Source organism: Burkholderia sp. EMB26, assembly GCF_024730645.1.
GTDB lineage: Bacteria > Pseudomonadota > Gammaproteobacteria > Burkholderiales > Burkholderiaceae > Burkholderia > Burkholderia cenocepacia.
This window is the reverse complement of record NZ_CP078070.1, coordinates 1,366,699-1,392,233: the sequence shown is the minus strand read 5'-3', so window position 1 is coordinate 1,392,233 and position 25,535 is coordinate 1,366,699. Positions and strand designations below refer to the sequence as shown.

The following is a 25,535-nucleotide window of genomic DNA, read 5'->3' as shown; positions in this document are numbered from 1 at the left end:
CGACGGCGGCCACTAATTAAGCGTCGTCGGGCAGTGCCGACTACCACGCACCGCCCCCGTATCGACCCAGTGGAGCCACCCGTCGCGCCCGCCGCAGGCGTCGCGCCGTCACGTCTCCCGCGTTCCCTGTTCAGGAGGACCAACATGAGCGGTATCCATTTCGGCCACGATCTGTTCGACGAATTCGCCCGCGTGCAGCGGCAGATGGCGAGCCTGCTCGGCGAACGCCCGTCCGGCATCCGCGCGGTGCGTCCCGGCGCGTTTCCCGCGCTCAACGTCGGCGCCACCGACGACGCGATCGAGATCGTCGCGTTCGCGCCCGGCATGGCCGCGGCCGACTTCGACGTGTCGATCGACAAGGATCTGCTGACGATCAGCGGCGAACGCAAGCCGGCGCCGCGCGAAGGCGACGACGTGCGCACGTATGCGCAGGAGCGCTTTCACGGCGCGTTCCGCCGTGTGGTCGAACTGCCGCGCGACGCGGACCCCGACCAGGTCAGCGCCCGCTATGAAAACGGCTGCCTGCTGATTCGCGTCGGCCGGCGCGAAGCGGCGAAGCCGCGCGCGATCACCATTCAGTAATCTTCAGGATATCGACATGAACACGAACCCGACCCTGGCCGAACGCCAAACCGACACCGTTCACCCCGCGGCTGCCGAAGCCGCGCGCCGGCCCGCGATCATCCCGTCCGTCGACATCGTCGAGGATCAACGCGGCGTCACGCTGCGCGCCGACCTGCCGGGCGTGCCGCGCGAGAATCTCGACGTGAAGGTGCACGACACGACGCTGACGATCGAAGCCACGACGCACATCGACACACCGGCCGACCTGCGCGTGCGACATGCGGAAGTGCGCGCGACGCGCTATGCGCGATCCTTCGTGCTGAGCGCCGACCTCGACACGTCGCGGATCGACGCGAACCTGCGCGACGGCGTGCTGACGCTGACGATCCCGCGCCGCGAGCAAACGCGTCCGCGCCGCATCGACGTGACGGCCGGCAACGCGTAAGTGCCGATGCGTGTCCTGACGCGACGCGCATGAAAAAGCCCCGTCCGGCGCGCTGCCGGCGGGGCTTTCTTGCATCGGGCCGCGCGCGTTCACGCGCGCGGACGCCCGCTTCAATCGAAATCGAACAGGTCGAACACCGACTTCTTGCGACGCCGGCCGTCATGCCGGTCACGCTCGTCGTACGAGCGACCATCGCGCCCCCAGCCATCGTCACGGCCGCGCTGCGCATGCGTATCGTGTTGTGCGGGCGCGGCGTCGCGACGTACCGGCGCGTCGCCGGTTTCCCGGGCGATCAGCTTGTCGAGTTCGCCGCGATCGAGCCACACGCCGCGGCAGGTCGGACAGTAGTCGATCTCGATCGACTGGCGCTCGGCCATCAGCAGGTCGGGCGTCTTGCAGACAGGACATTTCATCGCGCTTCTCCTTTCCGTGCGAATTTCATTCGGATTCCGTATGAGGCGCGCGAACCGGCCGCCGCAGCGGCCGGCGTCACGCGCGCCGGCTCAGTCGCGTGCCGCGCGCGCCGCCCGCTTCGCCTTCGCGCGCCGCGCCAGCATGTTCATGCCCTCGACGAACGCCGAGAACGCCATCGCCGCATAGATGTAGCCCTTCGGCACGTGCGACCCGAACCCTTCGGCGATCAGCGTCATGCCGATCACGACCAGGAACGACAGCGCGAGCATCACGATCGTCGGGTTGCGGTCGATGAAGCGCGCGAGCGGCTGCGCGGCGAACAGCATCACGGTCACGGCGACGATCACGGCGACGAACATGATCGGAACGTGCTCGGTCATGCCGATCGCGGTCACGATGCTGTCGATCGAGAACACGATGTCGAGCATCACGATCTGGCCGATCGCGGCCCACACCGTCAGGCCGGCCGCGCCGGCCGCCCCGCCCGCGGCGTCGCCGTCGTGCGACACGTGGTGATGGATTTCGGTGGTCGCCTTCCACACGAGGAACAGGCCCCCCGACAGCAGGATCATGTCGCGCCACGAGAACGCATGGTCGAACAGCGTGAACACGGGTTCGGTCAGGCTCGCGATCCACGCGACGCTGCCCAGCAGCGCCAGGCGCATCACCAGCGCGAGCCCGATGCCGAGGCGCTGCGTGCGTGCGCGCTGCGCTTCGGGCAGCTTGTTGCTGAGGATCGAGATGAAGATCAGGTTGTCGATGCCGAGCACGACTTCCATCACGACGAGCGTCAGGAGCGCGGCCCAGACGGCGGGGTCGGTGGCAAGCGTCAGCAGGTAGTCCATGGGAGGGCCGATACGAAAGTGGAAAGCCTGATGATATGCCGCCCCACACTTCGAAAAAATCAGAGAGAATCTGATTTTAGGTTCGGTTTTTCCGATATACCCCCGCTGCGATGCTGAATTTTCGACATCTGTACTATTTCTGGGTCGTCGTGAAGGAAGGCGGCTTCGCACGCGCCGCCGCCCGGCTGGACATGGCCGTGCAGACGATCAGCGCGCAGGTGCGCGAGCTGGAGAAATCGCTCGGGCACCAGTTGTTGCGCCCGGCCGGGCGCGGCGTGGCGATGACCGACGCCGGGCAGGCCGCGTTCGCGCGCGCGGAAGTCATCTTCGAGATGGGCCGGCTGATTCCCGACGACGTGCGCGCGGCGGCCAGCCAGCCGACCGTGCGGCTCGCGGTCGGCCTCGCGGACGGCATCTCCAAGCTCGCCGCGCACGCGCTCCTGGCCCCGGTGCTCGACACGCCGACGCTGCGGCTGCTGTGCCACGAGGGCGAGCACGACGCGCTGCTCGCGGAGCTCGCGCTGCATCATCTGGATCTCGTGCTGGCCGGCCAGGGCGCGCCGTCCGGGTCGAACCTGCGCGTGACGAGCGAGCGGCTCGTGGCGTCGCCAGTCGACTGGTACGGGCCCGCGGCACTCGTCACGCCGGCCGCGCGGCAGCGCTTTCCGCAGTGCCTCGCCGAGCTGCCCGTGCTGCTGCCGACCGCGCATTCCGCGTTGCGCGCGCGCCTCGACGGGTGGTTGGAAAGCGAGCGGATCGTGCCGCGCGTGGCCGGCGAGTTCGAGGACAGCGCGCTGATGGCCGTGTTCGCGGCGCGCGGCCTCGGCGTGTTTGCGCTGAGCGAACTCGGTGCGAACGATGCGTCGCTGCTGCGCGGGCTCAGGCGGCTCGGGCGCGCGGGCGACGTGACCGAGGAGATCCACGCGATCCGCTCCCGGCGCGGCGAACACCATCCGCTGACGGCGCAATTGCTGGCCGCGGCGCGCGGCGCGCCGGCCGGCTGAAGCGAGCGCGACATCAAACGAAACTATAATGTCGCCCCGGCCATACGAGATGTGCACGCGCGCGCCATCCAGGCACCGCCCTTGCGCCGCCTCTCGCCGAGCCTTCTGAAAGACGCCATGCACAACCGATTTCGCCTGTTTTCCGTTTCGTGCGCGCTCGCGGCCGCGACCGTGCTGGCGGCATGCTCGTCGCCGCCCAAGCCGATCTACCAGCAGGAACAGTTCGACGCGACGAGCAGCCCGTATGCGCATACGTTCCACTCGAAATCCGACGCGGCCTGCGAGGCCGCGCGGCGCGCGCTGCTGAGCCAGGGCTACGTGGTGTCGTCGTCGCGCAACGACGCGGTCGACGGCAGCAAGAATTTCCAGCCGAGCAACGACATGCACGTCGTGATCGAGTTTCACGTCGTGTGCGCGGACGCGAACGCGGACGGCTCGTCGAGCATCGCGTACGTGAACGCGGTGCAGGACCGCTACACGCTGAAGAAGTCGAATACGTCGGCCAGCGTCGGCCTCAGCGTGTTCGGCTCGCTGTCGCTGCCGATCGGCTCGAGCGACGATGCGCTCGTCAAGACCGCCAGCGAGACGATTCCCGCCGGCGTGTTCTACGAGCGGTTCTTCAATCTCGTCGAGCATTTCCTGAAGATCGACCCGGCGCGGCGCGACCGCGCGACCGTGAAGGCCGCCGAGAAGGAGCCCGTCGCGCCGCTGCCCGAACCCGCGCCGACGCCGCAAGGCGAACCGATGAAAATGACGACGCCGGTCGTGCCGACGCCGCCCGCGGCGCCGGTGCCGCTTTCGGTGCCGGGTGTCACGCCCGGGTCGGGCGCGAATGCCGTGCCGGCCGCGGCATCGGCCGTCGCGGTGCCGGCGGCGATGCGCGCTGCCGCGCCGGCGGCGTCCGGGCCGGTGCCGGCCTCGGGTGTGGCGCCTGCGGCGGCTTCCGCACCTGCGCCGGCTACGGGCTCGGCGCCTGTATCGGCTCCGGCTCCCGCGTCGGCTGCGGCACCGGCTTCGGCGCCCGTGCCGCCTTCGGGTCCGGCCACCGCGCCGGCACCATCGTCGACCTCCGGCTCGACGGCCGCGCCGGTTTCCGCGCCCGCGTCTGCCGCGGGTCCGGCCGCACGGCCAGCCACCGCCACTCCGTCATCCACTGCGTCCGCGCCTTCGTCGGCGGCATCGGCACCCGCCTCCGCGTCCGCACCGGCACCGGCACCGGCACCGGCACCATCGAGCGCATCGCCTGCGCCGGCTGCCGCCAACCCGGTCGCATCGTCCACACCGTCCGGCGCGAGCGCACCCGCCGCGAACTGACTACGCGCCCCAACCGTCGCGCCTGCCCATAGGCGGCGGAGCGCGCCGGTACGTCCCCGCCGCATCCTTCCCGGAAGCCGTTCCCGCCTATCCAGCCGTGCGCGGGCCGACACGTGGCCGCGCGAGATTGACGGGCACGCAACGTCGACGCGTCGCGGTTGACCACGCGCGCCCAAACCCGCCGCCACCAAACGCGAAATCTCGGGCGACCCGCCGTCTCGCGACTGCATTGCTTGCCGGCGCCCTCACCTACCGCAACGTCGCGCGCAGCGTCTGCAGATGCTCGACGGTCGCGGTCACGCCGCCGCAGACGATCACGGCGAGGTCGGACGCCGACGCAAGCACCGGCACCGGCACCGGCCGCTCCAGCGCGGCCAACGCCGCGCCGCACGCGGGCTCGACGACGATCCGGTGTTCATCGACAAACCGCAGCGACGCGGCCACCGCGTCGGCATCGGACACGACGACCGGATGGATCGCGTGGCGCGTCGCCCATTCGACCGCCGCGTCGCACGGCCGCTTCGCGCCCAACGACGTCGCGATGCTCGCGATGGCCGGCAATTCGACTGGACGCCCCTGCGCGACCGAGCGCGCATAGCAGTCGGCGCCTGCCGTTTCAGCCGCGACGACGGGCACGTCGTGCCAGCCGTTGCGCACCAGCCCTTCCAGCACGCCGCACAGCAGACCGCCGCCGCCGACCGCGAGCACGATCGCGTCGGGCTTCGGGCCGACGGCCGCCATCTCGTCGATCATCGTCGCGTGCCCCTGCCACAGCACGCGGTCGTCGAACGGATGCACGAACGCGTCGTGCTCGTCGAGCGTCGACTGCGCGAACGCATTCGCCTCGGCCCAGCTTGCCCCGTGCACGACGAGTTCCGCGCCTTCGACGCGGATCAGTTCGCGCGCCCGGGCCGACGCGCTTTCCGGTACGACGACGCGCACCGGCACGCCGAGCTCGCGGCCGCAATACGCGACCGCGATGCCCGCGTTCCCGCCCGACGACGACACGAACCGCCGGGCGCCGTCTGCATGACGCGCCTCGCAGACGGCGCCGATGCCGCGCAGCTTGAACGAGCCCGACGGCTGCAACGCATCGAGCTTCAGCCGGATGGTTTTGCCGAGCCGGCGGGACGCGATGTGCGAACGGATATAGGGGGTCGGGATATGAAGCGGCATGGGACGGAACGCAGTGGGAAAGAAGGAAACGCATGCGGCGCGCGACGAAGCGCGGGAGCAACGAAGGTCATCGTACGGCAGGCCGGTCATGCTTTCCAATACCATCTAATGGTGTCTGCTATGCTTCACAGGCATATCTACCCGACCGCACCGACACCACATGCGCCAGATCGAACTGCGTCACCTGCGCTACTTCGTCGCCGTCGCCCAGGCCGGCAGCGTGATGGCCGGCGCCCGCGCGGCCGGCATCGTGCAGCCCGCGCTGTCGCGGCAGATCCGCGAGCTCGAGGATGCGATCGGCACGCCGCTGCTGATCCGTCGCGCGACCGGCGTCACGCTCACGGCGGCCGGCACGAGCTTCCTGCAGGATGCGACCGGCCTGCTCGCCATGCTGCAGGACAGCCGCGAACGCGCGTTGCGCAGCGCGGCCGGCCAGCTCGGCGAACTGCGGCTCGGCGCGCTGCCGAACTGCCTGCCGTTGCCGATCGTCGCGAACGTCCTCAAGACGTTTCGCGATGCGTGCCCGGACGTGAAACTGTCGATCGCGCCGATGCTGTCGGCCGAACAGGCGAGCGCGCTGATGCGCGGTCAGCTCGACGCCGGGATCATGGCGTGGCGTCGCGAGGAAGCGCCGCACCTGGCGGGTGTGCGGCTGCTGAGCGACCGCTTCGTGCTCGCGATGCCCGCGCCGCCGGGCGGCCGCTTCGTCGCGCCGCGCACGCTGGCCGATGTCGCCGACGCCCCGTTCGTGTGGTTCGATGCGCAGCGCTCCGCCGCGCACCACCGGTTCCTGATGACGCAGTGCCAGCAGGCCGGCTTCACGCCGCGCATCGCGCAGGTCGGCAGCGACATCCCGACGCTGATCGGCCTCGTCGCGGCCGGCATGGGCTGCGCGTTCGTGCCGGAAAGCGCGTCGCCGACCTGCCCGCGCACGGTCCGGCTCGTCGCGCTCGACGAGCTTGCGAGCCGCTTCGACATCGAGTTCGTGTTCGACGGCGCGGCGGCGGCGCCGTCGCCCGTCGTCGCGCGGTTTCTCGCGGCGGTCCGCGATGCGGCCGGCGAACCGGGCTGAACGCGGGCCGGACGCAGCGGCGCAGAATCGGTCGATGCGACTGGCGCCGCCAAACGCGACGTACGGAAAATCCGCTCCGCGATCTCGTCGGTTTCGATGCTTTTGCACACGGAATGACACCGCCGTGTCATCGAAAAATCTTTCAGAACACCGACAGCCGACGCGACGACATCACAATCTTCAAATTGACACCAAAAACGGCCGTTTAACACCGGTTCGAATCGTCATGGCCCGAAATATACTGCGCGCGCATCCAACCCTCGTGCCAAAGAGAGGATGCGTTTCCGCCCCGGCCATGGTCCCCCTGTGGTCGGGGCTTTTTTGTCGATGCGCGTTGTAGCGAAGCGCTTTCCGGCCATTTCGCGACGCGGGCTGCACGCCATCCTCTATCTCGAAGCCATGCGTGCCGGCCACGCAGCCGCATGTCGCCGCCCCAGCCGCCGGACGCCTTCCCGAGCGTCGCGCAGGCCAACTCGCCCGGCGACGACGAAGCGCCCGAGCCACCGCTGCCTGTCCGGAAATCGCGGTCTCATGCTTGACGAAGATCTTTCGGAAAATCCCCGCCGTTCGCCTGTCCCGCCGAAGCCCCGCTCACGCGTCACGCCACGCGCATCGCGCCGCCGCTGCATTGTTGACATGAAATCAAGATAATTTCGTCCGGATGCGGCTTTTTCCGCAAAAGTAATGCAGGCACACTTCGCGCTGTCCTCAATGGCTTCGTGCCATTGTTCCCCGCTTACAAGGAGCCCACTGCGTGAACACCACGACTTCCTCTCCGTCCCGCCCCGGCGGCAGCGCCACGCTGCCGCTGCTGGCGCTCGCCGCCGGCGCGTTCGGCATCGGCACGACCGAGTTCTCGCCGATGGGCCTGCTGCCCGTGATCGCCGACGGCGTGCACGTATCGATTCCGCAAGCCGGCATGCTGATCAGCGCGTATGCGATCGGCGTGATGGTCGGCGCGCCGCTGATGACGCTGCTGCTCGCGCGCTGGTCGCGCCGCTCCGCGCTGATCGCGCTGATGTCGATCTTCACGATCGGCAACCTGCTGTCGGCCGTCGCACCGGACTACACGACGCTGCTGCTCGCCCGCCTCGTGACGAGCCTCAACCACGGCGCGTTCTTCGGGCTCGGCTCGGTGGTCGCGGCAAGCCTCGTGCCGCGCGAAAAGCAGGCCAGCGCGGTCGCGACGATGTTCATGGGCCTGACGATCGCGAACGTCGGCGGCGTGCCGGCCGCGACCTGGCTCGGCCAGATCATCGGCTGGCGCATGTCGTTCGCGGCGACTGCCGGCCTTGGCCTGATCGCGATCGCCGGCCTGTTCGCCGCGCTGCCGAAGGGCGAAGCCGGCAAGATGCCCGACCTGCGTGCCGAGCTGTCCGTGCTGACGCGCCCGGTCGTGCTCGGCGCGCTCGGGACGACGGTGCTCGGCGCCGGCGCGATGTTCACGCTCTATACGTACGTCGCACCGACGCTCGAACACCTGACGGGCGCGACGCCCGGCTTCGTGACCGCGATGCTGGTGCTGATCGGCGTCGGCTTCTCGATCGGCAACATCGCGGGCGGCCGTCTGGCCGACCGCTCGCTCGACGGCACGCTGATCGGCTTCCTGTTGCTGCTGATCGCGACGATGGCCGCGTTCCCGCTGCTCGCCACCACCCATGCGGGCGCCGGCGTCACGCTGCTGGTCTGGGGGATCGCGACGTTCGCGGTCGTGCCGCCGCTGCAGATGCGCGTGATGCGCGCGGCCCACGAAGCGCCGGGCCTCGCGTCGGCCGTCAACATCGGCGCGTTCAACCTCGGCAACGCGGTCGGCGCCGCCGCCGGCGGGGCGGCGATCTCGGCCGGGTTCGGCTACGCGGCGGTGCCGCTCGTCGGCGCGCTGATCGCCGCCGCCGGGCTCGCACTCGTGATGCTGCAGGTCACGCAGCGCCGCCGCTCGCCGGCCGCCGCGAATTCATAAGGGCACACAACGCCCGGACTGCCCGGGCTCGTTCCGCATGCATTTTTACGGCCGCGCAATGCGGCCGTTGTCATTTTCAGCGAGCAGTCCGGTTCCGACGGTTCAGTCAGCGCCCCGCGGCAAACCCGCCGAAAAACGCGCGCGCGTTCGCGTCGAGACTCGCGAGGTGATAACCGCCCTCCTGCACGATCACCGTCGGCAACCCGAGCGCGCCGATCGCACCGCCGAGCCGCCCGAACCCGTCGGTCGTGACCGCCACCTGCGACTGCGGGTCGTCCTTGTAGATGTCGAAGCCGAGCGCGAGCACGAGCGCATCGGGCTGGAACCGGTCGAGCGCGCGCAGCGCGTCGTCGAGCCGCTCGAAGAACGCCGACTCCGGCGCGCCGTGCGGCATCGGCAGGTTGAGGTTGAAGCCGTCGCCGGCGCCCGCCCCCGTCTCTTCCTCGTAACCGGCGACGACCGGGTAGAAGTTGGTCGGGTCGCCGTGGATCGACACGTACAGCACATCGTCGCGGCCGTAGAAAATCTCCTGCACGCCCTGCCCGTGATGCATGTCGGTATCGAGGATCGCGACGCGGCGATGGCGGCCGAGCAGCGCCTGCGCGGCAATCGCCGCGTTGTTCAGGTAGCAGAAGCCGCCCGCCGCGTCGCGGCGCGCATGATGGCCGGGCGGCCGGCACAGCGCATAGGCTTCGCGGGCGCCGTCGTTGACGTCGGCCGCGGCCGCCAGCGCGCCCTGCGCGGACCAGTACGCCGCGCGCCACGTGTTCGCGCCCACCGGGCAACTGCCGTCGGCGAGATAACGCGCGGCTTTCGCGAGCACGCCGCGCAGCGGGTTCGGATCGCGCACGAACACGTTCGACATCACTTCGTCGCCCCAGTCGTCGGGCATCTGCTTCCAGTCGCGGTGCGCGTCCTCGAGAAAGCGCAGGTAGTTCATGTCGTGCACGGCCGCGATCGGCGCGGTGCCGCGGTCGGCCGGCTCGCGCACATCGAAGTCGAGCGACCGGACGGCCGCGACGAGCCGCGCCGCGCGCTCGGGCACTTCCTGCGGTTCGCGCATCTGGCCGCGCGACAGGTAGCTGCGCGGATGGTGCAGCAGTTGTTCGGGATGGAAATAGGTTTTCATGGGGTCCTCGTCGATTCGCCGGATCAGGCGCCGTGCGCGGCAGCCGCCGCGTCGACGCGCGCCGCGATGCCGGCCCGCGCCAGCACCGCATGGAGCAGCACGTTCGTGCCGCGCGTCACGTCGTCGGGCAACGCATCCTCGGCTTCGTTGTGCGACAGGCCGTCGACGCACGGAATGAACACCATCGCGGTCGGGAAGCGGCGTGCGAGCAGGATCGCGTCGTGGCCGGCGCCGCTCACGATCCGTTCGTGCGTGTAGCCGAATGCGGCCGCCGCCTGCGCGACCAGCCCGACGCAAGCGCGGTCGAACGGCGTCGCCGGGCTGCGCCAGCAGGTTTCGACCGCCACCTGCACGCCGCGCGCGGCGGCGACGCGTGCGCAGGCGTCGCGCAGGTCGCGCTCCATCGCATCGACTTCCGCATCGTCGTGATGACGCAGGTCGACCGTGAACGTCAGGTCGCCGGCAATCGTGTTGCGCGACGCATTGCGGATGCCGACCTGGCCGATCGTCGCGAGCCCGCGCGGCGCATAAGCGGCGACGATCCGTTCGAGTTCGAGCGCGATCTGCGCGCTCGCGAAATACGCGTCCTTGCGATACGGCATCGGCGTCGTGCCCGCGTGCGCGGCCACGCCCGTCACCGTCACGTCGAGCCAGCGGATCGCCTGGCCGCCCGTGACGATGCCGATCGTCGTGCCGTTCGCCTCGAGCACGGGGCCCTGTTCGATATGCGCCTCGAAATACGCGTCGACCGCACCGCCCGTCGCACGCGTGCCGCGATAGCCGCACGCGTCGAGCGCCGCGCCGAGCGTGACGCCGTCGGCGTCCTGCTTCGCGAGCGCGTCGTCGAGCGGCAACGCGCCCGTGAACACCGCCGAACCGAGCATCGCGGGCGCGAAGCGCGCCCCTTCCTCGTTGGTCCACGACACGATCTCGAGCGGCTTGTCGGTCGCGATGCCGGCGTCGTTCAGCGTGCGCACGAGTTCCAGCCCGGCGAGCACGCCATAGACGCCGTCGAAGCGGCCGCCTTCGGGCTGCGTGTCGAGATGGCTGCCGATCAGCACCGGCGCGGCGTGCGCATCAGCGCCGTCACGCCGGGCGAACAGGTTGCCGACCGTGTCGACGCTCACCGTCATCCCCGCGTCGCGGCACCATTGCGCGAACAGGTCGCGCCCGCGCCGGTCGTCATCGGTGAGGGCGAGACGCCGCACGCCGCCGCGCGGCGTCGCGCCGACGCGCGCCATGTCGGCCAGGCTCTGCCACAGGCGGGCGCCGTCGATTTCCAGCAGATCGTTCATATGCATTCCGGATCAATTCGTTCGTTGAGGGTCAATGCGAGCCGAACGCTTCGGCGGCAGCCGGCTGCGCGGCGCGGCGCGCATCGAGCGCGACGATGCAGAGCAGCGAAATGCCGGCGAGACACGTGTAGAACACCGCGAGCGGCCACCACTGGCCCGCGAAGCGATGCGCGAGCCACGTGCCGACGAGCGGCGTCAGGCCACCCGCGATCGCGCCGCAGATCTGATAGGCGAGCGAGATCGCCGAATAACGCACGTGCGCGGGAAACACGTCGCTGACGAAGCCCGCGATCACCGAATAGAAGCCCGCCATGCACACCACGGCGAGCGCGATGCCGGCGATCAGCGACGCGGACGTGCCGCCCTGCACGAGCATGAACATCGGATACGGCGACAGCATCGCGAGCAGCGCCGCGAGCTTGAGGAAGCGCGCGCCGCCGATACGCTCGGCGATCCAGGCCGCGAGCGGCTGCGCGAAGAACTGGATGATCGCGACCGCGAACAGGCTGTCGAGGATCAGCGAACGCGAGACGCCGACGTACTGCGTCGTGTACGCGATCATGAACGTGTTCGTGAAATAGACGCCCGCGATGCCGATCGTGTTCGCGCCGATGCAGAGCAGCACGAGCCCCGACGCGGAACGGAACACTTCCGCGACCGGCAGCTTCACCGTGCGGTTGGCTTCCTTCACCCGCGCGAATTCCGGCGACTCGTTCACGCCGAGCCGGATCAGGATGCCGACCACGAGCAGCACCGAACTCGCGAGAAACGGCAGGCGCCAGCCCCATGCGAGGAAATCGGCCTTGTCCATCGACGTGACCGCGCGGAACGCGATCAACGACAGGATCAACCCGGCCGGGCTGCCGAGCTGCGCGAACGACGCGAAAAACGTGCGGCGCCCCTGAGGCGCATGCTCGCCCGCCATCAGCACCGCGCCGCCCCATTCGCCGCCGACCGCGATCCCCTGCACGACGCGCAGCGCGACGAGCAACACCGGCGCGAGGATGCCGACCTTCGAATAATCGGGCAGCAGCCCGACGCACACGGTCGCGACGCCCATCATCATCAGCGTCGTCATCAGCGCCTTCTTGCGGCCGATGCGGTCGCCGAGATGGCCGAAGATCACGCCGCCGAGCGGACGCGCGAAGAAACCGACCGCGAACGTCGCGAACGACGCCATCGTGCTGACGAAGCGGTCATGCGACGGGAAATACAGTTCGCCGAACACGAGCGCGGCGGCGGTCGCGTAGATGTAGAAGTCGTACCACTCGATCATCGTGCCGATGAACGCGGCCGTCGCGGCGCGTCCCGGCTGGCGGGCGGAAGGAAGGGACTGGGTCATGCGGGCTCCTGACGCGCGCCGCGGCGGGGCGGCGCGCAATATCGTGATGACGGCCGTCTGTCGCGGCCTCGCGCCGCACGCTGCGGCGCCCCTCCTTTATCGGTGACCGCAAATCATTAGTCAAATTTCAAGTTATTATTCACCGTATAAATTCAACTAATGACTTACCCCCCCCGCCCGTCCGGAGACCCGATGCGCCCCGACCTCGCCCCGTTCCTGAACGACCGTCTCGACTGGAACCTGCTGCGCACTTACCTGGTGATCATGCAGGAGCGCAGCGTGAGCCGCGCGGCCGCCCGCCTGCACGTCACGCAGCCGGCCGTGAGCCAGGCGTTGCGGCGGCTCGAGGAGACGCTCGAGCGCCGGCTGATCGAGCGGCGCGGCGCGCACTTCGCGCCGACGCCGGCGGGCGAGGCCGTGTACCGGATCGCGAGCGATATCTACGGCGGCATCTCGCGCCTCGAAACCGAAATCGACGACAGCACGGCCGATCTGACCGGTTCGATCCGGCTGCTGACGGTGAGCCGCATCGAATCGCCCGTCTACGACGAGTTCCTCGCGGATTTCCATCGCGCGTATCCGCGTATCGACCTGCAGATCGAGGTGATGCGTTCGTCAGACATCCTGTCGTCGCTGCTGCAGAAGACGGCCACGGCCGGGCTCGGCCTGTGCCGCACGCCGCACGACAAGCTGGAAATGCGCTGCTTCCTGCGCCAGCGCTATGCGATCTACTGCGGCCGCCATCACCGGTTGTTCGGGCAGACGCAGTTACGGATGGACGACCTGCTCGCGGAAAATTTCGTGTCGTTCACGAGCGACCAGATCGGCGACAGCCTGTCGCCACTCACCGTGTTCCGCGACCAGAAGGGTTTCACGGGGCGCATCGTCGCGTCGTCGCCGAGCCTGGAGGAAGTGCGGCGGCTGATCTTCGCGGGCTACGGGATCGGCTGCCTGCCCGAGCACATCGTGCGCGACGACATCGCGCAGCAACGGCTGTGGCGGCTGCCGCCCGACGACGGGCTCGTCGACGTCGACGTGTTCCTGCTGTGGCATCGCGACCGCAAGATGAATGCGGCCGAGCACGCGTTTCTCGACGCGATGGAGCGCTGCATGCAGCGCTACTCGCTCGCGGAGCGGCTCGGCAAATGACGGCGCGGGCGCGCCCGGTGCACGCGCCGGGCACACGCGGCCCGGCGCGTTGCGTGCGTCAGAAGCGATGCACGATGCCGAGTTGCACGCCGCGCGCATTCGCGCCCGGGTACGCGAGCGGCAGGCCGGGGTTCGCCGCACCGGCGAGCGTGTAGCCGGCCTGGTTGCGGTTGCGCAGGTACGACAGCGCGCCGTAGAAGCTCGTGCGCTTCGACAGGTCGTATTCGTACATCAGCCCGAGCTGGTCCGCATGATTGCGTTGCGACGACTGGTCGTGCAGGTACGCATAACCGAGCGCGATGATGTTGGCAGGATTGAAGTGATACTTGACTGACACTCCGTATACGCGCGAATCGATCCCGAGGTCGGCCCACTTCACCGCGGAAAAACCGCCATACACGGTGGCCTTGCCGATCGCGTACGACGCGCCGGCCATGATCGTGCGATCGGTCGTGGTGGCCGCGGCGTTCTTCAACCACTGCCCCGCGACGAATGCGCCGAACGGGCCGTGTTCGTAGGTCAGGTCGAACTGCCGGCTGGAGCCGGCCGAGCGCACGCCGCCCGCGTCGCCGAACCCGACGTACAGCCCGCCCTGGAAACCGGCGATCTCCGGGCTCTGGTACGACAGCGTATTGCTCGTGCGGAAGGCGAACACGGTCAGGTTGTCCATGCCGGACGCCTGCGTGACGCCGCCGAACGCATCCTGCCCGCCCTGGTCGTTGAACAGCGGCGAGTTCTGCCGGCCCGCGCGCACCTTGCCCCACTGCCCCGCGATGCCGACCCACGCCTGCCGGTTGAACATCGTGCCGGCACTCGCGAGCGAGCCGTCGTTCGGGTTGAAGCCGTTTTCCAGCGCGAACTCGATCTTCTGCCCGCCGCCGATATCCTCGCCGCCCTTCAAGCCGAACCGGCTGCCCCACTGCCCGCCCGAGTCGATCGCCGCCGTATAGCCGTTGCCCGTATTCACGACCTGCGCGAATTCGTCGATCACGCCATACAGCGTGACGCCATCCTGCGCGAGCGCAGCGCCCGAACCGGCGAGGCAGGCGACCGCCACCGTGAAGCGAAGACCGGCGTGCGCCGGCCGCGCACGGCAACCGCTGCCGTGCGCTTCATTTTTCTTAGTCATACTATTCAATAGGTCGAGATTGAAGCGATGCCGGACGCGGCGTGATGCCGCTCCGGTATCGCGGGATACGGAATCGTGTTGACGGAGCCGGCGCAGGCCGCGCCCGGCTCGGCGCTCACGCCGGCGGCTTGCCGGCCCGATGCGCGAGACGTGTGGTCAGTGGTGAACTTCGCCGCGTTCGAGCGGCAGGATCAGGCGTTCCGGAATGCTGCGTCGCGACGCGCGGGCACCGACGTAATACAGCACGGCCGGCACGACGAGGCCGAGAATCCACGAGATGTCGGTGCCGCCGAGCGCATCGACGAGCGGCCCGGTGTAGATGTGCGTCGACATGAACGGCAGTTGCAACAGGATGCCGACCACGTAGATCGTGATGGCCATCACGTTCCAGCGGCCATAGCGGCCGTCCGGATCGGACAGCGCCGGCACGTCGTAGCGCGAACGCGTGAAGCAGTAGTAATCGACCAGGTTGATCGCGCTCCACGGCGTGAAGAACGCGAGCAGGAACAGGATGAACGCGGTGAATTCCTTCAGGAACGAATGACGGCCCGCGAGCGCGATCAGCGTCGACACGCAGATCATCCCGAAGATGTACACGAGGCGGCTCTTCGACGATACCGCGCCCTTGCCGCGAAAGCCGCTGACGATCGTCGCCATCGACATGAAGCTGCCGTACGCGTTGAGCGCCGTCACCGTCACCTTGCCGAACGCGATGCTGAAATACAGGAGCGCGGCCACGGCGCCCGTCGAACCCAGGCCGACGATGTACGACACCTCATGGTGCGCGAACTGGCTGCCGGCCAACGCGGCCGCGAACACGCCGAACACCATCGCCGCCTGTGCGCCGATCACCGAGCCGAGGCCGACCGCGACAAACGTCGCGACCGACGACGTCGAGCGCGGCAGGTAGCGCGAATAGTCGGCCACGTACGGGCCGAACGCGATCTGCCACGACGCGGACAGCGACATCGCGAGCAGGAAGCTCGCCAGCGAGAAATGCCGGTTCGCGAGCAGCGCGCCGATGTCGTGGTTCGCGAACAACTGCGCGAACATGTAGACGAACGCGACGATGCCGATCACGCTCGCGATCCGGCCGACGAAATGGATCGCGCGATAGCCGAACACGGTCAGCACGACGATCACGGCAGCGAACAGCAGGATGCCGGCCGCGTCGTCGACGTGCAGCAGTTGCGCGACGGCCTGCCCGGCCAGCACCGAGCCGCTGGCGGAAAAGCCGATGTACATCAGGCACACCAGCACGATCGGGATCATCGCGCCGTACACGCCGAACTGCACGCGGCTCGAGATCATCTGCGGCAACCCGAGCTGCGGCCCCTGCGCGCCGTGCAGCGCCATCACCGCGCCGCCGACGAACTGGCCGAGCAGCAGCGCGACCAGCGACCAGAACACGTCGCCGCCGAGCACGACCGCGAGCGCGCCCGTGACGATGGCCGTGATCTGCATGTTGGCCGACAGCCACAGCGTGAACTGGCTCAGCAGGCCGCCGTGGCGCTCGGCGTCGGGAATGAAGTCGATCGAGCGTACCTCGATCAGTCCGCCGGCTTTTCCACTGGAATTCGTTGACACGGGTCAATCTCCAAAATACTCAGGACCACATATGGTTTGAACGGGACAGGAAGCTGCGAGCCGCTCTTTCGGCTCTGCGGGTGCGGGGCGCCGTGGATCGCCGGCATGCGCCACGCACGCACGGTCTGCACGCTGGCGCGCAACCGGCACGACGCGTGCCGACATTGCCAGCGGATGATCTTGTATATACAACTTGCGAGATATCGGTGATTACCCGGTATCGATCGACTTTCGAAATTGTCCGAGCAATCGCGGTACACCCACGCAGTATTGCCGCAAGACGGATGTCAGAAAAATGAAAGCCCGATCGGCGAAAACCGCCGATCGGGCGTAGAGGTCATGGCGTCGGCGGAGGGAGCCCGGCCGGTATGCGCGGCCTCGATGTCGACACGCAGCGTCGCGTCGTCGGCGCGTATGCTGCAATGCCCCGCGTGCCTGGTCTGGCCCAGGCAGTTGTCCGGACCGGGCAGACGCCGAGATCCGAACCACACATGCGATCAACCGCGCTGCCCGACCTGAAACGTGAGAATCTCGTCCCCCGCGTCGTCCAGTTCCCCGGTCGGTATCCAGCCGAGATGGCGATAAAACCCGTACGAACGCGATGCCGGATCGGTCGAGCAGCCGAGAAACAGCGACGTGAAGCCGTTCGCCGCGAAATCGTCGATCACGCGCCGCAGCAGCCGCTTGCCGATCCCCGCTCCTTCATACTCGGGCAGCATCGCGAGCACGACGATCTCGCCGGAACCGGTGTCGCCGAAGCAGTAGCCGACCATGCGTCCGCGCACGCAGCAGACATGGCCCGAGAACAGGCCGTCGCGGATACCGTCGTCCCAGCTTTCGACGGTGATGCCGAGCGCGCGCAACTGCGCTTCGGTGAACGCGTTCTCGCGTGTGCGCGCCCGCAGCGCGATGCATTCGGCCGCGTCGCCGGGAACGGCCCTGCGCCAGTGAGGTCATTCATCGATCGACGCTTCCTTTTTCTGCCGCCGGCGCGACGCATACAGGCAGATCAGTTCCAGCGCGATCGTCGCACCGGCCAGCGACGTGATTTCCGCATGATCGTACGGCGGCGACACTTCGACCACGTCCATGCCGACCAGGTTGATGCCGTCGAGGTGGCGCAGGATCTCGAACGCCTGATGGCTCGACAGGCCGCCCGAGACCGGCGTCCCGGTGCCCGGCGCGAACGCCGGATCGAGACAGTCGATATCGAACGTCAGGTACACCGGGTGATCGCCGACGCGCTCGCGAATGCGCGCGGCGACCGCGGCGGGCGTCGACCCATGCACGTGGCGCGCATCCTGGATGTCGAAGCCCATCGGATCGTCGTTGGTCGTGCGAATGCCGATCTGGGCGGATCGTTCGGGCACGACCCACCCTTCCCGCGCCGCGTGATAGAACATCGTCCCGTGATCGATGCGCTTCACGTCGCGGTCGGGCCACGTGTCGGTATGCGCGTCGAAATGCACGAGCGACAGCGGCCCGTGCACCTTCGCATGCGCCTTGAGCAGCGGATACGTGATGAAGTGATCGCCGCCGAGCGTCAGCATCGCGCAGCCGCGCGCGAGGATCGCATCGGCATGCCGCTCGATCGCGCCCGGCACCGCTTCGGGCTGCCCGAGATCGAACGCGCAATCGCCGTAGTCGACCGCGGCCAGCACGTCGAACGGATCGAACGACCACGGCCACGGGCGCTCCCACGCGATGCCCGTCGACGCGATCCGCAACCCGCGCGGGCCGAACCGCGTGCCGGGCCGGTGCGAGGCGGCGGAATCGAACGGCACGCCGGTGATCGCGAGATCGACGCCGTCGAGATCACGGCTGAAACGCCGGCGCATGAAGCTCGTCGCGCCCGCGAAACTGGGTTCGGCCTGGGTGCCGTAGAGGCTGTCGCGCGTGAACGCGAAATCGTTCTGGCTCATCGTCGGATTCCTGTCTGAAGGGGACACGGTCGCACGGCCGGCGACCTCGTGCCCGATTCTGCCGTCGCCGCACGCAACGAAAAATATGAACTAACATAAGCCAACTTCACAAACTGCGATATATCGCCATGCTGACCCGACTCAGAGACATGGATGTGCAGTTGCTGCGGCTCTTTCTGACGATCGTCGAAAGCGGCGGCTTCAGCGCCGCGCAGGGCACGCTCGGCATGGCGCCGTCGACGATCAGCACGCACATGGCCAAGCTTGAGACGCGGCTCGGATTCCGGCTGTGCGATCGCGGCAAAAGCGGCTTCCGGTTGACGCCGAAGGGGGAACGCGTGCTGCAGTCGACGCGCCGCCTCCTGCACGCGATGGACGTGTTCACGCGCGACACGCAGCACGTATCGGGCACGTTGCTTGGCGAATTGCGCATCGGCCTGTCCGAGCGGCTCTCGCCGGACGTCGTCGAGTCGATCGCGGCGGCCGTCGGCCGCTTTCGCGAGCGCGCGCCGGACGTGCTGATCGAAATGATCGCGGTGCCGCCCGACGAGCTGGAGCGCCGGCTGCTGAAAGGCGAACTGCAACTCGCGATCGGCTATTTCTCCGGCCATCAGGCCGGCCTGCACTACGCGCCGCTGTTCGTCGAGCACCAGTCGCTGCATTGCGGCGCCCGCCATCCGTTGTTCGCGAAGAAAACCGTGTCGGTCAACGACATCGCACGCGCGAGCAACGTCGCGCGGCTCTACAAGACGAATACGTCGGGGGCGGCGCTGCGCAATGCGCAGCCGACCGCGTTTTCGGAAAACGTCGATGCCGACGTGATCTTCATCCTGTCGGGCGCGCACGTCGGCTTCCTGCCCGACCACGTCGCGGCGCCGTGGGTCGCTGCCGGGAAGATGCGCCGGCTGCTGGCGAGCAAGCTGAGCCACACGGTCGAGTTCCAGCTCGCGACGCCGCGGAATTCCGACGGCAGCGAAGCGCTGGAGGCGTTCACGGCAGCGCTCGCCGAGCAGTTCGGCACGCTCGACGCGAACGCGGACGAATAGCCTGGCGGGCGCGCCGCCCGCGCGGCGTCAGACGAGCTGATCGGACGCGACGACCTGCACACCCGGCCGTGCGTCGATCGCCGCGTCGAGCATCGCACGCGCAATCCGCGACGCGGGATTCACGCGCCATTTCGCCGGCAGCACCGGCCCGACGGCGCTCAGCGCGAACACGAACAGCCGCTCGCCGAACCGGAACTCGTCGCGGCTGCCGCCGATCAGGCCCGGTCGCACGTACGTGAGCGAATCGAAGCCGACACCGGCGAGCGCCTGTTCGACCTCGCCCTTCACACGGTTGTAGAAGATGCGCGACGCAGCGTCCGCGCCGAGGGCGGAATTCAGCACGTAGGTCGGCGTGCCGTGCCGGTGCGCGCGCCGCGCGACCGCGAGCGGATAGTCGTGATCGACGCGCCGAAAGGCCGCTTGCGAGCCGGCCGCCCGCATCGTGGTGCCGAGCGTGCAGATCACGGCGTCCGCGCGCCACCAGTCGGCCGCATCGGGCAACTGGTCGAAATCGACTTCCAGCGCACGCATCTTCGGATGCGGCGACAACGGCCGGCGCGCGAGGACGATCACCTGATCGACCCGCGCATCGGCCAGCGCGACGTCGAGGACGTGGCGCCCGACGAGCCCGGTCGCGCCGACGAGCAGCAGTTTCATGTCCGGTTCTTCCGTATGGAGCCTGCGTTGGCGGGCCCGAGGCGGCCCGGTTTCCGGCTATCGACATGATCGCCGGCCAACGCGGCGCCGACAACCCTCCGCTCGTCTCGAAAAATTACGGCCTTGTCAGGTGGGTTCCGGGCGATTCGATGCACGGCCCGGCCGCGCCATGCCGTCGCGCCCGTTCCGCACGAGCATGCGGAACGTCGGCATTGCATCATTCCGGATCGAATGAAACGACATGACGTACCTCCGCCGCCGCAAGCGCCGCCGATGCGCGCATCCCGCACCGGCGGCGCCCTGTCGGGCTCGCACGTCAGACATGCAGCGCGTGTCCGAGCGCGCGCAACGCCGCTTCCTGAAGCGCTTCGCCGAGCGTCGGATGCGCGTGGATCGTGCCGCCGATGTCTTCCAGCCGCGCGCCCATCTCCAGCGACTGCGAGAACGCCGCGGCCAGCTCCGACATGCCGCGCCCGACCGCCTGCCAGCCGACGATCAGGTGATTGTCGCGCCGCGCGACGACGCGCACGAATCCGTCGGTCACCTGCAACGTCATCGCGCGACCGTTCGCCGCGAACGGGAACGATGCGCTCAGACAATCGACGCCGGCCGCGTGTGCATCGTCCGGCGACCAGCCGGCCGTCACGATCTCGGGATCGGTGAAGCACACGGCCGGAATCGCCGCGGGCATGAACTGGCGGCGCCGGCCGGCGATCAGCTCGGCCACCATCTCGCCCTGCGCCATCGCGCGATGCGCGAGCATCGGCTCGCCCGCGACGTCGCCAATCGCCCAGACGTTGCGCATCGAGGTCCGGCATGTGTCGTCGATCCGCAGCGCGCGGCCGTTGCGATCGAGCATCAGCGTCTCGAGCCCGAAGCCGTCGACGCGCGGCCGGCGGCCGACGGCAACCAGCACGCGATCGGCCGGCAGCGTCTGCTCGGCGCCGTCGGCCGCCTGCACGCGCACCGCGCCATGCTTGTCGAGCCCGAGCACCTTGTGGCCGAGCCACAGCCGCACGCCGAGCCGCGCCAGCGAATCGGCAACCGGCCGCACGAGTTCGGCATCGTACGCAGGCAACACGCGCTCGGCCGCTTCGACGACGCTGACGTCGACGCCGAGCTTGCGATAGACGATCCCGAGTTCGAGCCCGATATACCCGGCCCCGACGACGACCAGCCGCTTCGGCAGCGTCGCGGGCGACAGCGCGTCGGTGGACGACACGACGTGCCCGCCGAACGGCATCGACGGCAATTCGACCGGTTCGGAACCGGTCGCGAGCAACAGGTGTTCGCAACCGATCCGCACCGCGTGGCCGGCGCTGACGACTTCGACGGTCTTGCCGTCGATCACGCGCGCTTCGCCGTGCAGCACGCGCACGCCGTTCTTCTTGAGCAGTGCGCCGACGCCGCGCGTCAGCCGGTCGACGATGCCGTCCTTCCACGCGACGCTTTTCGCGATGTCGATCTCGGGCGCGCGCACGCGGATCCCGAGCGCGCCTTCGCCGGCATGGCCGCACGCCTGTTCGAATGCGTCGGCCACATGGATCAATGCCTTCGAAGGAATGCAGCCGATGTTCAGGCAGGTGCCGCCGAGCCGGTCGCGTTCGACGAGCACGGTCGGAATGCCGAGCTGGCCGGCGCGGATCGCGGCGACGTAGCCGCCCGGGCCGCCGCCGATGACGAGCAGTGTGGTGTGTTCGTTCTTCATCGGCTCACTCCACGAACAGCAGTGCCGGGCGTTCGAGCACCGCGCGCACGGCCTGGATGAATTCGGCCGCATCCGCGCCGTCGACGACGCGATGATCGAACGACGACGACAGGTTCATCATCTTGCGCGCGACGATCGCGCCGTCGCGAATCATCGGCCGCTCGACGATCCGGTTGACGCCGACGATGCCCACCTCCGGATGATTGATCACCGGCGTCGATACGATGCCGCCGAGTGCGCCGAGGCTCGAGATCGTGATCGTCGACCCGCTCAGCTCGTCGCGCTGCGCCCGGTTCGCGCGCACCGCGTCGGCAAGCCGCGCGATTTCCGCCGAGATCGACCACACGTCACGCGCTTCCGCATGACGCAGCACGGGCACCGTGAGGCCGCCGTCCGTCTGCGTCGCGACGCCCATGTGCACCGCGCCGTAGCGCGTGACGATGCCCGCTTCGTCGTCGAACCGCGCGTTGATCTGCGGGAAGTCGCGCAGCGCGATCACCATCGCGCGGATCAGCAGCGGCAGCGGCGTGAGCTTGCCGCGCGTGTCGCCGTGGCGGCGGTTCAGCTCCGTGCGCAACGATTCGAGCTCGGTGACGTCGATTTCCTCGACGTAGCTGAAGTGCGGGATGCGGCGCTTCGCTTCCTGCATCTTGCGCGCGATCGCGCGCCGCAAGCCGATCACCGGCACTTCGGTTTCGTCGTGGCGTTCGTCGTAGCCGCGCGGTTGCGCCCCGTGCGCCGAGCCGCCGCCGGTGCGCGCATACGCATCGAGATCCGCATGCAGGATCCGCCCGGCTTCACCGGTGCCGCGCACGTAGCGCAGCTCGATGCCCATGTCCCACGCACGCTGACGCACGGCCGGCGACGCGAGCGGCCGTTCGCCCGGTGCCAGCGCCACGCGCGGCTGCGCGACCGGTTCCTCGCGGCGCGGTTTCGCCGGTGCACGAGGCGCCGCCGGCTGCGCAGACGACTCGGCCGATGCGTCGGCTACCGGTTTCGACGGTGCCGCCACCGCGACCGGTGCGGTTTCTACCTTTGTTTCCCGCACCGGTGCCCCGGCCTTCAGGTTGCCGTCGCCTTCGACTTCCAGCCGAATCAGCTCGCTGCCGACCGCCATCATCTCGCCGATCCGGCCGCCCAGCTCGATCACCTTGCCCGTCACCGGCGACGGAATCTCGACCGCCGCCTTGTCGGTCATCACGTCGGCGAGCGGCTGGTCTTCCTTGATCGTCTGCCCGACTTCCACATGCCAGGCCACCAGCTCGACCTCGGCGATCCCTTCGCCGATATCCGGCATCTTGATGACATGAATCCCCATCTCACGCCTCCATCACGCGTCGCAACGCTTCACCGACCCGGGTCGGCCCCGGAAAATACGCCCATTCCTGCGCATGCGGATACGGCGTGTCCCAGCCCGTCGTGCGCTCGACCGGCGCCTCGAGGTGGTAGAAGCAGTGTTCCTGGACCAGCGACACGAGCTCCGCGCCATAGCCGCAGGTGCGCGTCGCCTCGTGCACCACGACGCAGCGCCCGGTCTTGCGCACCGACGCGACAATCGTGTCGAGGTCGAGCGGCCACAGCGTGCGCAGGTCGATCACTTCCGCGTCGATGCCGGTCTCCTCGGCGGCGGCGAGCGATACGTGCACCGTCGTGCCGTACGTGAGCACCGTCACGTCGTTGCCGGGCCGCACGACGGCGGCCGTATCGAGCGGCACCGTGTAGTAGCCTTCGGGCACCGCGCTCGCCGGATGCTTGAGCCACGACGTGACGGGCCGTTCGTGATGGCCGTCGAACGGGCCGTTGTACAGCCGTTTCGGTTCGAGGAAGATCACCGGATCGTCGTTCTCGATCGACGCGATCAGCAGCCCTTTCGCGTCGTACGGATTCGACGGCATCACGGTGCGCAGCCCGCACACCTGCGTGAACATCGCCTCCGGGCTCTGGCTGTGCGTCTGCCCGCCGTAGATCCCGCCGCCGCACGGCATCCGGATCGTCATCGGCGCGGTGAACTGGCCGGCCGAACGGTAGCGCAGCCGCGCGCCTTCCGACACGATCTGGTCGGATGCCGGATAGAAATAGTCGGCGAACTGGATTTCGCAGACGGGGCGCAAGCCGTACGCGCCCATCCCGACCGCCGCGCCGACGATCCCGCCTTCCGAGATCGGCGCATCGAACACGCGCGACTTGCCGTACTTGTTCTGCAGTCCTTCGGTACAGCGAAACACGCCGCCGAAATAGCCGACGTCCTGCCCGAACACGACCACGTCGCTGTCGCGCCCGAGCATCACGTCCATCGCGGAGCGCAGCGCCTGGATCATCGTCATCGGCTGCGTCGCCGTCCCTGTCTCGTGTTGCGCCATGATCACGCTCCCAGTTCCTGGCGCTGACGGCGCAGGTGCGCGGGCAGCTCCTTGTACACGTCGTCGAACATCGAGGCCGGCGACGGAATCCGGTCGTCGGCGAGCGTCCCGTACTTCTCCGCTTCCTTCTGCGCGGCGATCACCTCGGCCTCGAGCTCGGCCGTCAACGCGTCGTGCGCGCTGTCCGACCAGATGCCCTTCACGATCAGGTGGCGCTTGAAGCGCTCGATCGGATCGCCGAGCGGGAAATGCGACCAGTCGTCGCTCGGCCGGTACTTGGTCGGATCGTCCGACGTCGAATGCGCGCCCGCGCGGTAGGTCACCCACTCGATCAGCGTCGGGCCGAGATTGCGGCGTGCGCGTTCGGCCGCCCAGCTCGACGCCGCGTAGATCGCGAGGAAGTCGTTGCCGTCGACGCGCAGCGATGCGATCCCGCAGCCGACGCCGCGCCCGGCGAAGGTCGTGCCCTCGCCGCCCGCGATCGCCTGGAACGTCGAGATCGCCCACTGGTTGTTGACGACGTTCAGCACGACCGGCGCGCGGTACACGTGCGCGAACGTGAGCGCGGTGTGGAAATCGGCTTCGGCCGTCGCGCCGTCGCCGATCCACGCGGACGCGATCTTCGTGTCGCCCTTGATCGCCGACGCCATCGCCCAGCCGACCGCCTGGATGAACTGCGTCGCGAGGTTGCCGGAAATCGAGAAGAAGCCGGCTTCGCGGTCCGAGTACATCACCGGGAGCTGGCGGCCCTTCAGCGGATCGCCTTCGTTCGACATCAACTGGCAGATCATCCGCTCGAGCGGCACGTCGCGCGCGATCAGGATGCTCTGCTGCCGGTAGGTCGGAAAGCACATGTCGCCGTCGCGCAGCGCCATCGCGTGCGCGGTGCCGATCGCCTCTTCGCCGAGGCTCAACATGTAGAAGGAGATTTTCTTCTGGCGCTGCGCGATCATCATGCGCGCGTCGAAAATGCGGGTCTTGAGCATCGCGCGCAGCCCGGCGATGAGTCGCGCATCGTCGAGATCGGGCGCCCACGGGCCAACGGCCTTGCCGTTGTCGTCGAGCACGCGCACGAGGCTGCGGGCGAGATCGGCGGTGTCCGCCGCGGCAACGTCGATCGGCGGGCGGCGAACGGCGCCGGCCGGCGATAGATGCAGATAGGAAAAGTCCGTCTTGCAGCCCGGGCGCCCGGTGGGCTCCGGCACATGCAGACGCAATGGCTCTGACAGGCTCATCGTGTCGTCTCCACGCTCGATTGTGTCTCACGCTGTTTGGGAACGCGCGGGCCGGTTGCCGGCCTGCGCGCGAGCTGACGCGCGGATAAGCACGTCAACCTTGGAAATTTATGCCTGGCAGCGACGGGCGTCGATGCCCAAGCCGCTCGTTCGTGGTGAGCAGATTTGCCATGGCGGAGGGA

At 68.6% G+C, this 25,535-nt stretch carries 23 protein-coding genes; 8 read left to right on the top strand and 15 right to left on the bottom strand.

Annotated elements, in window-relative coordinates; all coding sequences use genetic code 11:
• The first annotated feature begins 144 nt into the window (after window positions 1-144).
• Window positions 145-582, top strand: coding sequence for an Hsp20/alpha crystallin family protein (locus tag KU887_RS06670; RefSeq protein WP_006485305.1), 438 nt, complete (start codon window positions 145-147; stop codon window positions 580-582).
• 16 nt (window positions 583-598) lie between these two features.
• Window positions 599-1,009: an Hsp20/alpha crystallin family protein gene (locus KU887_RS06665; RefSeq protein ID WP_006485316.1), complete on the top strand. Its 411-nt coding sequence runs from the start codon at window positions 599-601 to the stop codon at window positions 1,007-1,009.
• A 110-nt stretch (window positions 1,010-1,119) separates the two neighbouring features.
• Here the strand turns inward: KU887_RS06665 and KU887_RS06660 are convergent, their stop codons facing one another.
• Entirely contained in the window at window positions 1,120-1,422 is a 303-nt protein-coding gene (locus tag KU887_RS06660; RefSeq protein ID WP_006485320.1) for a zf-TFIIB domain-containing protein, read from the bottom strand.
• 90 nt (window positions 1,423-1,512) lie between these two features.
• On the bottom strand, window positions 1,513-2,268 hold the full coding sequence (locus KU887_RS06655; RefSeq protein WP_034200775.1) for a TerC family protein: 756 nt from the start codon (window positions 2,266-2,268) through the stop codon (window positions 1,513-1,515).
• A 110-nt stretch (window positions 2,269-2,378) separates the two neighbouring features.
• Here KU887_RS06655 and KU887_RS06650 point away from each other — a divergent pair, with 110 nt between their 5' ends.
• On the top strand, window positions 2,379-3,272 hold the full coding sequence (locus KU887_RS06650; protein ID WP_006497636.1) for a LysR family transcriptional regulator: 894 nt from the start codon (window positions 2,379-2,381) through the stop codon (window positions 3,270-3,272).
• Window positions 3,273-3,389: 117 nt separating this feature from the next.
• On the top strand, window positions 3,390-4,586 hold the full coding sequence (locus KU887_RS06645) for a DUF2242 domain-containing protein (RefSeq protein WP_205672015.1): 1,197 nt from the start codon (window positions 3,390-3,392) through the stop codon (window positions 4,584-4,586).
• Window positions 4,587-4,835: 249 nt separating this feature from the next.
• Here KU887_RS06645 and KU887_RS06640 read toward each other — a convergent pair whose 3' ends face one another.
• A complete protein-coding gene (locus KU887_RS06640) occupies window positions 4,836-5,762 on the bottom strand; it encodes a pyridoxal-phosphate dependent enzyme (protein WP_212252665.1) in 927 nt (308 codons plus the stop codon).
• A gap of 160 nt (window positions 5,763-5,922) precedes the next feature.
• Between KU887_RS06640 and KU887_RS06635 the strand changes: the two genes are divergently transcribed.
• On the top strand, window positions 5,923-6,834 hold the full coding sequence (locus tag KU887_RS06635; RefSeq protein WP_058901306.1) for a LysR family transcriptional regulator: 912 nt from the start codon (window positions 5,923-5,925) through the stop codon (window positions 6,832-6,834).
• A gap of 754 nt (window positions 6,835-7,588) precedes the next feature.
• Window positions 7,589-8,794 (top strand): MFS transporter, encoded by a 1,206-nt coding sequence (locus KU887_RS06630; protein WP_006497639.1) that lies wholly within the window; start codon window positions 7,589-7,591, stop codon window positions 8,792-8,794.
• Between the two features lie 106 nt (window positions 8,795-8,900).
• Here KU887_RS06630 and KU887_RS06625 read toward each other — a convergent pair whose 3' ends face one another.
• From KU887_RS06625 to KU887_RS06615, 3 genes are read right to left on the bottom strand one after another with little or no spacing between them, the layout of a single operon-like run.
• A complete protein-coding gene (locus KU887_RS06625; RefSeq protein WP_006481821.1) occupies window positions 8,901-9,923 on the bottom strand; it encodes a histone deacetylase family protein in 1,023 nt (340 codons plus the stop codon).
• A gap of 23 nt (window positions 9,924-9,946) precedes the next feature.
• Entirely contained in the window at window positions 9,947-11,218 is a 1,272-nt protein-coding gene (locus KU887_RS06620) for a Zn-dependent hydrolase (RefSeq protein WP_258255304.1), read from the bottom strand.
• Window positions 11,219-11,249: 31 nt separating this feature from the next.
• Entirely contained in the window at window positions 11,250-12,560 is a 1,311-nt protein-coding gene (locus KU887_RS06615; protein WP_084750104.1) for an MFS transporter, read from the bottom strand.
• A 192-nt stretch (window positions 12,561-12,752) separates the two neighbouring features.
• On the opposite strand from KU887_RS06615, the gene KU887_RS06610 reads away from it, so the two are divergent.
• Window positions 12,753-13,709: a LysR family transcriptional regulator gene (locus tag KU887_RS06610; protein WP_006481805.1), complete on the top strand. Its 957-nt coding sequence runs from the start codon at window positions 12,753-12,755 to the stop codon at window positions 13,707-13,709.
• 58 nt (window positions 13,710-13,767) lie between these two features.
• Here the strand turns inward: KU887_RS06610 and KU887_RS06605 are convergent, their stop codons facing one another.
• The 4 genes from KU887_RS06605 to speB form a co-directional block, all read right to left on the bottom strand.
• Window positions 13,768-14,838: a porin gene (locus KU887_RS06605; protein ID WP_258255300.1), complete on the bottom strand. Its 1,071-nt coding sequence runs from the start codon at window positions 14,836-14,838 to the stop codon at window positions 13,768-13,770.
• Window positions 14,839-14,994: 156 nt separating this feature from the next.
• Window positions 14,995-16,425 carry a cytosine permease gene (locus tag KU887_RS06600; protein ID WP_258255299.1) on the bottom strand — a complete coding sequence of 477 codons (1,431 nt, stop codon included), beginning with the start codon at window positions 16,423-16,425 and terminating at the stop codon, window positions 14,995-14,997.
• A gap of 497 nt (window positions 16,426-16,922) precedes the next feature.
• Window positions 16,923-17,336 carry a GNAT family N-acetyltransferase gene (locus KU887_RS06595; RefSeq protein WP_258255556.1) on the bottom strand — a complete coding sequence of 138 codons (414 nt, stop codon included), beginning with the start codon at window positions 17,334-17,336 and terminating at the stop codon, window positions 16,923-16,925.
• A 42-nt stretch (window positions 17,337-17,378) separates the two neighbouring features.
• On the bottom strand, window positions 17,379-18,347 hold the full coding sequence (gene speB / locus KU887_RS06590; protein WP_059721241.1) for an agmatinase: 969 nt from the start codon (window positions 18,345-18,347) through the stop codon (window positions 17,379-17,381).
• Between the two features lie 128 nt (window positions 18,348-18,475).
• Between speB and KU887_RS06585 the strand changes: the two genes are divergently transcribed.
• Window positions 18,476-19,393 (top strand): LysR family transcriptional regulator, encoded by a 918-nt coding sequence (locus KU887_RS06585; RefSeq protein ID WP_058901302.1) that lies wholly within the window; start codon window positions 18,476-18,478, stop codon window positions 19,391-19,393.
• Between the two features lie 27 nt (window positions 19,394-19,420).
• On the opposite strand, the gene KU887_RS06580 is transcribed toward KU887_RS06585, so the two are convergent.
• From KU887_RS06580 to KU887_RS06560, 5 genes are all read right to left on the bottom strand, one after another.
• On the bottom strand, window positions 19,421-20,050 hold the full coding sequence (locus KU887_RS06580; protein ID WP_034200781.1) for an NAD(P)H-binding protein: 630 nt from the start codon (window positions 20,048-20,050) through the stop codon (window positions 19,421-19,423).
• A gap of 316 nt (window positions 20,051-20,366) precedes the next feature.
• Complete coding sequence (gene lpdA / locus KU887_RS06575; protein WP_258255298.1) at window positions 20,367-21,758, bottom strand: dihydrolipoyl dehydrogenase; 1,392 nt, start codon at window positions 21,756-21,758, stop codon at window positions 20,367-20,369.
• Between the two features lie 4 nt (window positions 21,759-21,762).
• Window positions 21,763-23,076, bottom strand: coding sequence for a dihydrolipoamide acetyltransferase family protein (locus KU887_RS06570; RefSeq protein ID WP_125333242.1), 1,314 nt, complete (start codon window positions 23,074-23,076; stop codon window positions 21,763-21,765).
• 1 nt (window position 23,077) lies between these two features.
• Window positions 23,078-24,118, bottom strand: a complete 1,041-nt coding sequence (locus tag KU887_RS06565) for an alpha-ketoacid dehydrogenase subunit beta (RefSeq protein ID WP_011545040.1) — start codon at window positions 24,116-24,118, stop codon at window positions 23,078-23,080.
• Window positions 24,119-24,120: 2 nt separating this feature from the next.
• Window positions 24,121-25,353 carry a 3-methyl-2-oxobutanoate dehydrogenase (2-methylpropanoyl-transferring) subunit alpha gene (locus KU887_RS06560; protein ID WP_006476388.1) on the bottom strand — a complete coding sequence of 411 codons (1,233 nt, stop codon included), beginning with the start codon at window positions 25,351-25,353 and terminating at the stop codon, window positions 24,121-24,123.
• Window positions 25,354-25,535: the final 182 nt, after the last annotated feature.

Coding starts and splice junctions, on each gene's coding strand:
- KU887_RS06635 (WP_058901306.1), top strand. CDS start 5,923: ATGCGCCAGATCGAACTGCGTCACCTGCGCTACTTCGTCGCCGTCGCC.
- KU887_RS06580 (WP_034200781.1), bottom strand. CDS start 20,050: ATGAAACTGCTGCTCGTCGGCGCGACCGGGCTCGTCGGGCGCCACGTC.
- KU887_RS06645 (WP_205672015.1), top strand. CDS start 3,390: ATGCACAACCGATTTCGCCTGTTTTCCGTTTCGTGCGCGCTCGCGGCC.
- KU887_RS06565 (WP_011545040.1), bottom strand. CDS start 24,118: ATGGCGCAACACGAGACAGGGACGGCGACGCAGCCGATGACGATGATC.
- KU887_RS06650 (WP_006497636.1), top strand. CDS start 2,379: ATGCTGAATTTTCGACATCTGTACTATTTCTGGGTCGTCGTGAAGGAA.
- KU887_RS06660 (WP_006485320.1), bottom strand. CDS start 1,422: ATGAAATGTCCTGTCTGCAAGACGCCCGACCTGCTGATGGCCGAGCGC.
- KU887_RS06610 (WP_006481805.1), top strand. CDS start 12,753: ATGCGCCCCGACCTCGCCCCGTTCCTGAACGACCGTCTCGACTGGAAC.
- KU887_RS06640 (WP_212252665.1), bottom strand. CDS start 5,762: ATGCCGCTTCATATCCCGACCCCCTATATCCGTTCGCACATCGCGTCC.
- KU887_RS06655 (WP_034200775.1), bottom strand. CDS start 2,268: ATGGACTACCTGCTGACGCTTGCCACCGACCCCGCCGTCTGGGCCGCG.
- speB (WP_059721241.1), bottom strand. CDS start 18,347: ATGAGCCAGAACGATTTCGCGTTCACGCGCGACAGCCTCTACGGCACC.
- KU887_RS06560 (WP_006476388.1), bottom strand. CDS start 25,353: ATGAGCCTGTCAGAGCCATTGCGTCTGCATGTGCCGGAGCCCACCGGG.
- KU887_RS06625 (WP_006481821.1), bottom strand. CDS start 9,923: ATGAAAACCTATTTCCATCCCGAACAACTGCTGCACCATCCGCGCAGC.
- KU887_RS06570 (WP_125333242.1), bottom strand. CDS start 23,076: ATGGGGATTCATGTCATCAAGATGCCGGATATCGGCGAAGGGATCGCC.
- KU887_RS06620 (WP_258255304.1), bottom strand. CDS start 11,218: ATGAACGATCTGCTGGAAATCGACGGCGCCCGCCTGTGGCAGAGCCTG.
- KU887_RS06615 (WP_084750104.1), bottom strand. CDS start 12,560: ATGACCCAGTCCCTTCCTTCCGCCCGCCAGCCGGGACGCGCCGCGACG.
- lpdA (WP_258255298.1), bottom strand. CDS start 21,758: ATGAAGAACGAACACACCACACTGCTCGTCATCGGCGGCGGCCCGGGC.
- KU887_RS06670 (WP_006485305.1), top strand. CDS start 145: ATGAGCGGTATCCATTTCGGCCACGATCTGTTCGACGAATTCGCCCGC.
- KU887_RS06665 (WP_006485316.1), top strand. CDS start 599: ATGAACACGAACCCGACCCTGGCCGAACGCCAAACCGACACCGTTCAC.
- KU887_RS06605 (WP_258255300.1), bottom strand. CDS start 14,838: ATGACTAAGAAAAATGAAGCGCACGGCAGCGGTTGCCGTGCGCGGCCG.
- KU887_RS06585 (WP_058901302.1), top strand. CDS start 18,476: ATGCTGACCCGACTCAGAGACATGGATGTGCAGTTGCTGCGGCTCTTT.